This window comes from Streptomyces sp. CA-250714, from assembly GCF_050936705.1.
GTDB lineage: Bacteria > Actinomycetota > Actinomycetes > Streptomycetales > Streptomycetaceae > Streptomyces.
Genome location: NZ_JBNJMI010000002.1, coordinates 1,194,450 through 1,205,924, shown reverse-complemented (window position 1 = coordinate 1,205,924; position 11,475 = coordinate 1,194,450). Strand labels below are relative to the sequence as shown.

The window sequence follows — 11,475 nt, the reverse complement described above, 5'->3', positions numbered from 1 at the left end:
AGGAACACAAGTCCGGGTTAGGCTCAAGGCATGCATGCCTGGCCCGCTACCGAGGTCCCCGTTCTGCCTGGACAGGGCCGCGACCTCGTCATCCACGACACCGCGACCGGTGGCCGAGTGACCCTCACCCCCGGTCCTGTCGCCCGTATCTATGTGTGTGGCATCACCCCGTACGACGCCACCCACCTGGGGCACGCGGCGACCTACAACGCGTTCGACCTCGTGCAGCGCGTGTGGCTCGACACCAAGCGCCAGGTTCACTACATACAGAACGTCACCGACGTGGATGATCCACTTCTGGAGCGGGCCGCCGCGACGAACATCGACTGGACGGCCCTCGCCGAGCGCGAAACCGCGCTGTTCCGCGAGGACATGACGGCCCTTCGGATGCTGCCGCCCAAGCACTACATCGGCGCTGTGGAGTCCATCCCCAAGATCGTTCCGCTGGTCGAACGGCTGCGCGACATGGGCGCGGCCTATGAACTCGAAGGCGACATCTACTTCTCCGTCGAGTCAGACGCCCACTTCGGCGAGGTCTCGCGCTACGACGCCGAGACGATGCGGCTGCTGTCCGCCGAGCGCGGGGGTGATCCCGAGCGCCCCGGCAAGAAGAACCCGCTCGACCCGATGCTGTGGACGGCAGCCCGCGAGGGCGAGCCGCACTGGGACGGCGGCACCCTCGGACCCGGACGCCCCGGCTGGCACATCGAGTGCGTGGCCATCGCCCTCGAACACCTGGGTATGGGCTTCGACGTCCAGGGCGGCGGCTCCGATCTCGCCTTCCCCCACCATGAGATGGGCGCTTCGCACGCGCAGGCGCTGACCGGGGAGTTCCCCTTCGCGCGTACGTATGTGCACGCGGGGATGGTCGGGTTGGACGGCGAGAAGATGTCCAAGTCGAAGGGCAACCTCGTCTTCGTCTCCCGGCTGCGGAGGGACGGCGTCGATCCGGCCGCCATCCGGCTCGCCCTGCTGGCACATCACTACCGGACCGACTGGGAGTACACCGAGACCGTGCTGGACGAGGCCAAGGAGCGCCTCGCCCGCTGGCGTTCGGCCGTCTCGCGGCCCGACGGGCCGCCCGCGGAGTCCATGCTGGAGTCCGTACGCGTCGCCCTCGCGGACGACCTCGACGCCCCTGCCGCGCTGGCGGCGGTCGACGCATGGGCGGAGCAGCAGAACTCGCGGGGCGGTACCGACGAGGGAGCACCGGGGCTGGCGTCCCGCACGGTGGACGCGCTGTTGGGCGTCGCGCTGTAGACCGGGGGCGCCGCGCCGTAACCGGGGCGCCGCGCTGTAATCGACGGCCCTCCCTCTTCCCGCCGTGCCGGCCGGAAGAGGGAGGGCTTATTCGTCGTCGTCGGGCTCGTCCGGCCGCGGCGGCTCCCCGCCGGGCTTCGGAGGCGGGGGCGGTGGCCCCTGGTCCCGCCGGTACGGGGGAGCACCGGGCGGCGTCCCTCCCTCGGTGGGGCCGCCCCCGTCGCGGCGGCGCAGATAGCGCTCGAACTCCTTGGCGATGGCCTCGCCCGACGCCTCCGGCAGCTCGGCGGTGTCCCGCGCCTCCTCCAGCGACTGCACGTACTCGGCGACCTCGCTGTCCTCCGCCGCGAGCTGATCGACGCCGATCTGCCACGCGCGGGCGTCCTCGGGCAGCTCCCCCATCGGGATACGGACGCCCAGCAGGTCCTCCAGCCGGTTGAGCAGGGCCAGCGTCGCCTTCGGATTCGGCGGCTGGGAGACGTAATGCGGTACGGCCGCCCACAGGCTGGCGGCCGGGACACCCGCGTGGGTGCAGGCTTCCTGCAGGATGCCGACGATGCCGGTCGGGCCCTCGTACCGCGACTCCTCCAGGTTCATCGAGCGCGCCAGATCGGAGTCCGAGGTCACGCCGGTGACCGGGACGGGGCGGGTGTGCGGGGTGTCGCCGAGCAGCGCGCCCAGCACGACCACCAGCTCGACCCCCAGTTCGTGGGCGAAGCCCAGGATCTCGTTGCAGAACGAGCGCCACCGCATGCTGGGCTCGATACCGCGTACGAGCACCAGATCGCGCCGCTTGCCCTTGCCGTCGGCGTCCTCCACGCGGACGACGGACAGCCGCGTGGTGGGCCAGGTGACCTTGCGGACACCGCCGTCCATGAACACCTGCGGGCGGTTCACCTGGAAGTCGTAGTAGTCCTCCGCGTCCAGCGCGGCGAAGACCTCGCCCTTCCACTCCTTCTCCAGGTGCGCGACCGCGGTGGAGGCGGCGTCTCCGGCGTCGTTCCACCCTTCGAACGCGGCCACCATGACTGGGTCGACCAGCTCGGGAACCCCCTCCAGCTCGATCACCCAGCTCCTCCTCACCTTGCTGTCCCAGCGTGCGTCGCCTGCCGCTGCCGGTCCTGTTCGTGCTGCTGCCAGCACTTTTCCCGGACGGCTGACGGCCGTTCCGTGTGAGCCCCAGCCTAAGCCGTGCCGTTGCCGGAGTCGCAGCCCCCGCACGCCCCCGAATGACGACCCGTGCGCCCCCTGACCCCGGTGCCGGATCCGTACCCTCGCAGCGGCCCTCTGGACGCCGCTGCTGCCGGACAGCTATACATCGGATGTATGAGCAATGGTCCGATCTCCCGCGTGACCGCGGTCGAGGTCCACGGCATCCGCTTCCCCACCTCGGAACAGCGCGACGGCTCCGACGCGATGAACCCCGGCTCGCTCGCGGCTTGCTGGTATCCGGACGGCGCCGTCAGGGGCTCGCGCGGGATCCGCCGGGGCCGGCAGCCCGGCACCGGCCCGCAGCACGGAGGGGAGGGCTCGCGATGAGCCGACAGCCGTACTCCGCCCGGGACTTCGAGGGCGTGCCCGCACTCGTCACCGGCGGCGCCTCGGGCATCGGCGCCGCCACCGCCGCCCTGCTGGCCGAGCGCGGAGCCCGCGTCGCGGTGCTCGACCTGGACCCGGCCGGTGCGCCACCGGGCACCCTGGCGCTGGAGGCGGACGTCACCGACGACGCGGCCGTACGGGCCGCCGTCGACCGGGCGGCGGCCGAACTCGGCGGACTCCAGGTGCTGGTCGGCAACGCGGGCATCGGTGCGGCGGGCACCGTCGAGGACCACGACGACAGCGAGTGGCAGCGGGTCCTCGACGTCAACCTCCTCGGCATCGTCCGTACCGACCGCGCGGCCCTGCCCCATCTGCGGCGCACCGCTGCCCGGCACCCCGGCCAGGTGTCCATCACCCACACGTGTTCCATCGCCGCGACCGCCGGTCTGCCGCAGCGCGCCCTCTACTCGGCGAGCAAGGGCGCCGTGCTCTCCCTCACCCTCGCCATGGCGGCCGATCATGTACGCGAGGGCATCCGCGTCAACTGCGTCAACCCCGGCACCGTCGACACCCCCTGGGTCGGGCGGCTGCTCGGCCGGGCCGACGACCCCACCGCCGAACGGGACGCACTGGAGGCGCGGCAGCCCACAGGGCGGCTGGTCGGCGCGGAGGAGGTGGCCGACGCGGTGGCCTATCTGGCAGGCCCGCGTGCCTCGGCCGTCACAGGTACGGCCCTCGCCGTCGACGGCGGAATGCAGGGCCTGCGGCTGCGCCCGGGGCCGCGGTGAGCCCCGCACGGCACGCGGGCGATGCGGGGCGGCAACCCCGTATCGCCCGCCTCGGTCTCGGCTGCGCCCAGCTCGGCAACCTCGGCGCCCCGATGGCCGAGGAAGCGGCGCACGCCATCGTGCACACAGCGCTCGAAGCGGGCTGTACGCATTTCGACACCGCCCCGCACTACGGAGCCGGCCTGTCCGAGCAGCGCCTCGGGCGGGCCCTTTCGGGGGTACCGCGCAGGTCGTACACCCTCGCCACCAAAGTGGGCCGCAGACTGCGCCCGCTCGCCCCCGGCGAACGGGCCGCGGGGGAGGGGTTCGTGGACACACCTCCGTACGCCCGCGAATGGGACTTCAGCCGGGACGGCATCCACCGGACACTCGAAGCGTCCATGCGCCGCCTCGGTACCGACCACATCGAGGTCGCGTTCCTGCACGACGTCGAGCACCATCTGCCCGAGGTACGCACCACCGGCTTCGCGGCGCTCGCCGAACTTCGTGACCAGCACGTGGTGGGCCGGATCGGCTTCGGTATGAACTTCAGCGACGTACTCGCCCGTCTGGTGGCCGAGTTCGACGTCGATGTGGTGCTGTGCGCGGGCCGGTGGACGCTGCTGGACCGGTCCGCCTGGGACGACGGCCTGCTGTCGGTGTGCGAGGAACGCGGCACAGCAGTGGTCGTCGGCGGTGTCTACAACTCCGGCATCCTGGCCGATCCCCGTCCCGGCTCGCACTACGACTACCGGCCCGCCTCCGCGCAACTGCTGCGACGTGCGCAACAGATGGCCGATGTGTGCGAGCGGTACGGGGTGCCGCTGCGGGCGGCGGCGCTGCGGTTCCCGTTCGGGCACCCGTCGGTGGTCTCAGCAGTGGTAGGTGCCGCCGCACCAGAGGAGGTACGCGACAACGCCCGGCTCACCCGGCGGCGGATCCCAACAGCGCTGTGGCAGCAACTGGTCGCCGAGGGCCTGCTGGACGACGACCTGCCCCTGCCGACGCCGCTGCCGAGCCGATCCGAGGAGCAGGACCAGCCATGACCGGACCAGCCGTGCCCCGTATCGACGCACACCGGTGTCCGGCACCAGACGGAGGGGATGGCGGATCCGGAGTGGCTGTGCCGCCCCGATGTCCGGCGTGGGCTCGCCGAGGTGGCGCGGGCCGGGCTGGTCCACGATCTGCTGGTCACCCCGCGTGAGCTGCCCTCCGCGCTCGCCACCGCGCAGGCCCTGCCCCAGCTGCACTTCGTCCTCGACCACGCGGGCAAGCCCCGGGTGGCGGCGGGCGAATGGGAGCCCTGGGCCACTCTCGTCGGCCGCCTCGCCGCACTGCCCAACGTCAGCTGCAAACTGTCCGGCCTGGTCACCGAGGCCGACCAGCGCGGGTGGACCCGCACGCAGCTGCTGCCCTACGCCCGCCACGTCCTGGACGTCTTCGGCCCGCACCGGGTGCTCTTCGGTACCGACTGGCCGGTATGCACCCTGGCCGCCTCCTACGACGAGGTCGTCGCACTCGCCGAGGAGGCCACCGCCGATCTGACCGGCACCGAACGAGCCGCCGTCTTCGGCGGCAACGCCGCCCGGGTGTACGGGATCTCCGTACCAACCGGCGGCGTGGGCCGGCCGCCCCGCCGGCACTGATCCGTACGGCCGGCTGCTGGGCCGTACCGGCGCCGGTGGCTCACAGCGTCGAGCGCAGCCACTGCTCCACGCCGGCGATGTGCACCGTCGACCAGGAGCGTGCCGCCTCCGGGTCGCGGGCGCGCAGGGCGGCGAGGATCTGCCGGTGCTCTTCGAGAGTGCGGCTGACGGACTCCTGCTGCGTCAGCCCCCGCCAGATCCGGGCCCGGGTGGTGGGCCCGGCCAGACCGTCCAGCAGTGAGCACAGCACGGAGTTGCCGCAAGCCGCCACGATGCGGTGGTGGAACTCCAGGTCCGCGGCGACCAGTTCCTCAACGGACGGCTCCGGGCCCAGCGCGTCCAGCCCGGATTCCAGCGCGTCCAACTCCGCCACCGCGATCCGCGTCGCGGCCAGCGCCGTGGCGGCGGGCTCCAGGATGCGGCGTACCGCCAGGAACTCCAGGACGGTGTCGTCGCGGTGGAAGTCCACGACGAAGCTCATCGCCTCCAGCAGCGGCTTCGGATCCAGGCTGGTCACATAGGTGCCGTCGCCCTGCCGTACGTCGAGCACGCGGATCAGCGACAGCGCGCGTACCGCCTCGCGCAGCGAGTTGCGCGACAGGCCCAGCTCGGTGGCCAGCTCGCTCTCCCTGGGCAGCCGGTCGCCGGGGGCCAGCGCCCCGGAGACGATCATGCTCTTGATCTTCTCGATCGCCTCATCGGTAACGGCCATGCGCTGCCTCCCCGAAACATCCGATGTCTGTGTGTTCATTATGATCCGCCGGTCTCGTCCCCGGGCAGCTCCCGCTCGACCGCGCCGAGCAGCCACTTGGCGCGTGGGCAGCGCTTCGCCGGGAGGAAGCCGTCGTGCTCCGGTTCCGGCCCCGGCGGCCGTATTCTTTCCCCGTTCATGACAGGACGGTGCCACGCATCGCGGCGCGGCCGGGGCCTGGGGACCGGCCCGTTACGAAGCTGCCGAACTGGTGATCACGCGAGCACGGGCCCGTAGCGAGGCGACAACTGTGTAGCGGGGAACGGAAAAGCGGGGAACGGACAGGGGGCGTACGCCATGCGCGGCGTACGCCCCCTTCAGCTGAGCCCCCCCTCGGCTCAGTCCTCTCGGCCCAGCCCCCTCAGCCGTGCCGTCAGCGCTCAGCCGCGCTTGGCGAGCAGCTCCTCGATACGGCCGCGGACCTCGTCGTTGTCCAGGCCGCGGATCGTCAGCGTGGTCCGGCGGCGGGCGACGTCGTCCACCGTCTCCGCCCACTCGTGGTCGCGGGCGTAGACGACCTGGGCCCAGATCTCCGGTCCATCGGGGTGGATGCGCTCGCCCAGGGACGGGTCCTCGTTGACCAGGCGGGCGATGTCGAAGGAGAGCGAGCCGTAGTGCGTGGCCAGCTGACGGGCAGTCAGCGGGTCCATGCGGACGCCCGGTTCGCGGTCGACCAGCAGCCGGTGCGCGACCGCGTTGGGGTTTGCGATGCCCGGCAGCGGGGTGCGCCGCACCAGTTCCTTGACCGGCACGGTGTCCTCCGCCAGGGCACCGCCGGGCAGCTTCTCCAGCTTGTTCAGCACCGTACGGCCGATGTGCCGGTAGGTGGTCCACTTGCCGCCGGCGACCGACAGCATGCCGCCCTTGCCCTCGGAGACGACCGTCTCACGCTTGGCGGACTCCACACCGCCGGGGCCGCCCGGCAGTACGCGCAGCCCGGCGAAGGCGTACGTCATCAGGTCGCGGTCGAGGTCGGCGTCCCGTACCGAGAACGCGGCCTCGTCCAGGATCTGCTGGATGTCGGACTCGGTGGCCCGTACGTCGGCAGGATCGCCGGTGTACTCCTCGTCCGTGGTGCCCAGCAGCAGCTGGTCCTCCCACGGCAGGGCGAAGGTGATGCGGTACTTGTCGATCGGGGTGGCCATCGCGGCCCGCCACGGCGACTTGCGCTTGAGCACCAGATGGGCGCCCTTGGACAGCCGGATGGACGGCGCGGCACCGCTGTCCTCCATCCTGCGCAGGTGGTCCACCCAGGGCCCGGTCGCATTGAGCACCAGCCGTGCGTTGACGCCGAACTCCGTACCGTCCATCCGGTCCCGCAGCTCCGCACCGGTGACCCGGCCGTGCGTGAAGCGCAGCCCGGTGACCTCCGCGTGGTTGAGGACCACGGCGCCCGACTGCACGGCGGCGCGGACGGTCATCACGGCCATCCGCGAGTCGTTCATCTGGTGGTCGTGGTAGACCGCGACGGCCTTGAGGTTGTCCGTGCGCAGCGCGGGGTTGTCGGCGGCGGCCTTCGCGGGGGAGATCACCCGGCCGACGCCGTCACCGAAGGCGGAGAGCGCCGAGTAGGCGAAGACGCCGGCGCCCAGCTTGGTGGCGCCGTGCGGGCCGCCTTTGTAGACGGGCAGATAGAAGGTGAGCGGGTTGACCAGGTGCGGGGCCACGTCCTTGGCCAGCACCCGCCGCTCGTGGTGGTTCTCCGCGACGAGCTTGACCGCGCCGGTCTGCAGATACCGCAGGCCGCCGTGCACCAGCTTCGAGGACGCGGAGGAGGTGGCGCCGGCGAAGTCACCGGCGTCCACCATGGCCACCCGCAGTCCCGACTGCGCCGCATGCCAGGCGACCGAGGTGCCCAGGATGCCGCCGCCTATGACCAGGAGGTCGTACGTCGCGTTCGCGAGCAGCCCTCTGGTCTCTGCGCGGCCAGGGTTGCTGCCGGCAGTCGGGTGCGCCCCGAGGGTGGGGACGCTCTGCGAGGTGTTCATTACTCTCAGTTCTCCTCTTCGATCCAGCCCATGGTCCGCTCCACGGCCTTGAGCCAGTTCCGGTATTCCCGCTCACGCGTCTCGGCGTCCATGCGGGGGGTCCATTCAGCGGCGCGCTTCCAGTTGGCCCGCAGCTCGTCGGTGTCCGACCAGAAACCGACGGCCAGACCGGCCGCGTACGCCGCACCGAGACAGGTGGTCTCGGCAACCATCGGACGGACGACGGGTGCGTCCAGTACGTCCGAGATGGTCTGCATCAGCAGATTGTTGGCGGTCATACCGCCGTCCACCTTCAGCGCTGCGAGCTCCACATCGGAGTCCTTCTGCATCGCGTCGACAATCTCCCGGGTCTGCCAGGCCGTCGCCTCCAGCACCGCGCGGGCCAGGTGCGCCTTGGTGACATAGCGGGTCAGGCCAGCCAGGACGCCGCGCGCGTCGGAGCGCCAGTACGGGGCGAACAGGCCGGAGAACGCCGGGACGAAGTAGGCGCCGCCGTTGTCCTCGACGGAGCTGGCCAGCGTCTCGATCTCCGCCGCGCTGTTGATCATCCCCATCTGGTCGCGCATCCACTGCACCAGCGAGCCGGTGACCGCGATGGAGCCCTCCAGCGCGAAGACCGGCTGCTGGTCGCCGATGCGGTAGCCGACCGTGGTGAGCAGCCCGTTGTAGGAGTTGACCGGCTCGTGGCCGGTGTTCATCAGCAGGAACGTGCCGGTGCCGTACGTGGACTTGGCCTCGCCCTGCGCGAAGCAGGTCTGGCCGAACAGCGCCGCCTGCTGGTCGCCCAGCGCGGAGGCGACGGGCAGCCCCGCCAGCTCACCGGTGGCCTCGCCGTACACCTCGGACGAGGACCGGATCTCCGGCAGCACCTCCATGGGGATGCCGATGGAGGCGCAGATCTTCTCGTCCCAGGCCATGGTGTGCAGGTTCATCAGCAGCGTGCGGGAGGCGTTGGTGACGTCGGTGACGTGCTTGCCCCCGTCCGGGCCGCCGGTCAGATTCCAGATGACCCACGAGTCCATGGTGCCGAAGAGGATCTCCCCTCTCTCGGCGCGCTCCCGCAGCCCCTCGACGTTGTCGAGCAGCCAGCGGATCTTCGGGCCCGCGAAGTAGGACGCCAGCGGCAGTCCGGTCTCGCGGCGGAACCGGTCCTGGCCGACGTTGCGGCCCAGCTCCTTGCAGAGGGTGTCGGTGCGGGTGTCCTGCCAGACGATGGCGTTGTGCACCGGCCTGCCGGTCGCCTTCTCCCACAGGACGGTCGTCTCACGCTGGTTGGTGATGCCCAGCGCCAGGACATCGCTCTTGGTGACCCCGGCCTTCTCCAGCGCGCCCGTGACCACCTGCTGGACGTTGGTCCAGATCTCGGCGGCGTCGTGCTCGACCCAGCCCGGCTTCGGCAGGATCTGCTCGTGCTCCTTCTGGTCGACCGCGACGATCCGGCCGTCCTTGTCGAAGACGATGCAGCGGCTGGAGGTGGTGCCCTGGTCGATCGCGGCTATGAAGGGGCCGCCGCCGTGTGCGGAGGCGTGGGTGCTGTGGGTGTCGCTCATGGTGTTTCTGCTCCGATGCGTCGTTGGTTCGGTCGGCGGTCGGGTCGGTGGCTCATCCCCATGCGAGGTTGTAGACCCCGGCGGCGATGGCGGCGCCGACCATCGGGCCCACCACGGGCACCCAGGCATAGCTCCAGTCGCTGCCGCCCTTGTTGGGCAGCGGCAGTACCGCGTGGATGATGCGGGGACCGAGGTCACGCACCGGGTTGATGGCGTAGCCCGTGGGCCCACCGAGCGACAGACCGATACCGACGACGACCAGCGCGGTGATCAAGGCGCCCATCTTGCCCAGGCCGACGGTGCCGTCGACGTCCTTGACCAGGCCCTGGGTGAGGATCGCGATGATGAGCACGAACGTGGCGATGACCTCGGTGAGGAAGTTCAGCAGCGGCTTGCGCACCTCGGGGGAGGTGAAGAAGACGCCGTGCACCTGGCCCGGGTTCGCGTCCTTCAGCTCGACGGCGTCCTTGTCCCGGAGGGTGGCCTGGAACTGGGCGTAGTAGACGAGCCAGACCAGTACCGCGCCGAGCATGGCGCCGAGCAGCTCGCTGCCCAGGTAGACCGGAACGTCGCTCCAGGGGGTGGCCCCCTTGCCGCCCTTCATGGCGATGGCGATGGTCACGGCCGGGTTGAGGTGGGCGCCCGAGGACTGCGCGATGTACGCGCCGGTGAGGACCGCGAAGCCCCAGCCGAAGGCGATGGCGACCCAGCCGGCTGCGAATGCCTTGGAACGCTTGAGATTGACTGCGGCGCACACGCCGCCACCGAGGAGGACCAGCACCATCGTGCCGAGAACCTCACTCGCGAAGATGTCGGAGCTGGACACCCGCGAACTCCTTTGTCCTTTTGTCCATGGGGCACCTCCCGGCGGGAGGCCGGAAGAGGATGGGCGGGCCGGTCGTTGATCGTCCGGTGTTCGACAATGTCGACCGCCGAACGGCAACTTTTCTCCTAAGCGAGAGCCTCGTCAAGAGGCTGTGACAGATGACTCCTGCCTGTCATCCTGCGGGCACACAGCGGTGGTAGCACCTCCGGACCACCAGACGGTGTGGCAGCTGCACCCGGCTGCCGGGAACCGCAGGCCCGGCGGCTGCGAGCCGCCGGACGAGGGCTCAGAACCGCGAACCGCCGGCCTTCCCGAGGGCTCAGCACCCCGAACCGCCGGCCTGCCCGAGGGCTCAGAACCGCTGGGCGCCCAGGTCGCGGGAGACCGCCCGGGCCGTATCGCGTACGGCCGCGACCAGCCGGGGGATCAGCTCGTCGCCCTCGCACATCCGTTCAACGGCCCCGGTGATGCCCACCGCGCCCACCGGCATCCGGCGCCGGTTGTGGATCGGCGCGGCCACCGAGGCGAGCCCGTCCCAGGTCTCCTCCACGTCCGCCGCCCAGCCACGCGCCCGCACCGTCTCCAGTAGCGCCGCGAACCGCTCCGGCTCGGTCACCGTGCGCTCGGTGAACGCCGGCCGCTCCCCCTCCAGCGCCTCGCTCAGCGCCACCGGGTCGTACGCGGAGAGCACCTTGCCCAGCGCCGTGCTGTGCAGCGGCTGCATGGCGCCGACCTCCAGCACCTGGCGGCTGTCGTCCGGACGGAAGACGTGGTGCACGATGAGCACGCCCTGCTGGTGGAGCACGCCCAGATAGACGCTCTCCCCGCTGGAGCGGGCCAGATCGTCCGTCCAGACCAGGGCCCTGGCCCGCAGCTCGTGGACGTCCAGATAGCTGTTGCCCAGGCGCAGCAGCTCGGCCCCGAGCTGGTAGCGGCCCGTGACCGGCTCCTGTTCCACGAAGCCTTCCTGCTGGAGGGTGCGCAACAGCCCGTGCGCCGTACCCTTGGCGAGGTCGAGCGCCGAGGCGATCTCGGAAAGCCCGAGCCGCCGCTCGCCGCCCGCCAACAGCCGTAGTACGGCCGCCGCACGCTCCAGCGACTGGATGGTCCGGGCCATCGGTCCTCCCTGACCTACTGCCTTGAATTCG

Annotated in this window: 11 protein-coding genes and 1 pseudogene; 5 read left to right on the top strand and 7 right to left on the bottom strand. The window is 71.0% G+C overall.

Annotated features, from left to right (window positions below):
- Positions 1 to 30 precede the first annotated feature (30 nt).
- The gene (gene mshC, locus ACQEU8_RS24315; RefSeq protein ID WP_433104526.1) at positions 31 to 1,260 is read left to right on the top strand and encodes a cysteine--1-D-myo-inosityl 2-amino-2-deoxy-alpha-D-glucopyranoside ligase; all 1,230 of its coding nucleotides are present in this window, start codon (positions 31 to 33) and stop codon (positions 1,258 to 1,260) included.
- 87 nt (positions 1,261 to 1,347) lie between these two features.
- Here the strand turns inward: mshC and ACQEU8_RS24310 are convergent, their stop codons facing one another.
- Positions 1,348 to 2,328, bottom strand: a complete 981-nt coding sequence (locus ACQEU8_RS24310) for a PAC2 family protein (protein WP_433104524.1) — start codon at positions 2,326 to 2,328, stop codon at positions 1,348 to 1,350.
- A 258-nt stretch (positions 2,329 to 2,586) separates the two neighbouring features.
- Between ACQEU8_RS24310 and ACQEU8_RS24305 the strand changes: the two genes are divergently transcribed.
- The 4 genes and pseudogenes from ACQEU8_RS24305 to ACQEU8_RS24290 form a co-directional block, all read left to right on the top strand.
- Positions 2,587 to 2,799, top strand: a complete 213-nt coding sequence (locus ACQEU8_RS24305; RefSeq protein WP_433104522.1) for a hypothetical protein — start codon at positions 2,587 to 2,589, stop codon at positions 2,797 to 2,799.
- On the top strand, positions 2,796 to 3,587 hold the full coding sequence (locus ACQEU8_RS24300; RefSeq protein WP_433104520.1) for an SDR family NAD(P)-dependent oxidoreductase: 792 nt from the start codon (positions 2,796 to 2,798) through the stop codon (positions 3,585 to 3,587). Before ACQEU8_RS24305 ends, ACQEU8_RS24300 begins: the two co-directional genes overlap by 4 nt.
- Positions 3,584 to 4,612, top strand: coding sequence for an aldo/keto reductase (locus ACQEU8_RS24295; RefSeq protein WP_433104518.1), 1,029 nt, complete (start codon positions 3,584 to 3,586; stop codon positions 4,610 to 4,612). Before ACQEU8_RS24300 ends, ACQEU8_RS24295 begins: the two co-directional genes overlap by 4 nt.
- A 33-nt stretch (positions 4,613 to 4,645) precedes the next feature.
- Positions 4,646 to 5,212, top strand: a pseudogene (locus ACQEU8_RS24290) (amidohydrolase family protein); the annotation flags it as partial.
- Positions 5,213 to 5,252: 40 nt separating this feature from the next.
- Here ACQEU8_RS24290 and ACQEU8_RS24285 read toward each other — a convergent pair.
- The 6 genes from ACQEU8_RS24285 to ACQEU8_RS24260 form a co-directional block, all read right to left on the bottom strand.
- On the bottom strand, positions 5,253 to 5,924 hold the full coding sequence (locus ACQEU8_RS24285; protein WP_433104516.1) for a FadR/GntR family transcriptional regulator: 672 nt from the start codon (positions 5,922 to 5,924) through the stop codon (positions 5,253 to 5,255).
- A gap of 38 nt (positions 5,925 to 5,962) precedes the next feature.
- On the bottom strand, positions 5,963 to 6,103 hold the full coding sequence (locus ACQEU8_RS24280; protein WP_433104514.1) for a hypothetical protein: 141 nt from the start codon (positions 6,101 to 6,103) through the stop codon (positions 5,963 to 5,965).
- A 240-nt stretch (positions 6,104 to 6,343) separates the two neighbouring features.
- Positions 6,344 to 7,951 (bottom strand): FAD-dependent oxidoreductase, encoded by a 1,608-nt coding sequence (locus ACQEU8_RS24275; RefSeq protein ID WP_433104512.1) that lies wholly within the window; start codon positions 7,949 to 7,951, stop codon positions 6,344 to 6,346.
- Between the two features lie 5 nt (positions 7,952 to 7,956).
- Entirely contained in the window at positions 7,957 to 9,501 is a 1,545-nt protein-coding gene (gene glpK / locus ACQEU8_RS24270; RefSeq protein WP_433104510.1) for a glycerol kinase GlpK, read from the bottom strand.
- Between the two features lie 52 nt (positions 9,502 to 9,553).
- The gene (locus tag ACQEU8_RS24265; RefSeq protein WP_433104507.1) at positions 9,554 to 10,327 is read right to left on the bottom strand and encodes an MIP/aquaporin family protein; all 774 of its coding nucleotides are present in this window, start codon (positions 10,325 to 10,327) and stop codon (positions 9,554 to 9,556) included.
- Positions 10,328 to 10,679: 352 nt separating this feature from the next.
- Positions 10,680 to 11,444: an IclR family transcriptional regulator gene (locus ACQEU8_RS24260; protein WP_433104505.1), complete on the bottom strand. Its 765-nt coding sequence runs from the start codon at positions 11,442 to 11,444 to the stop codon at positions 10,680 to 10,682.
- Between the last annotated feature and the right edge of the window lie 31 nt (positions 11,445 to 11,475).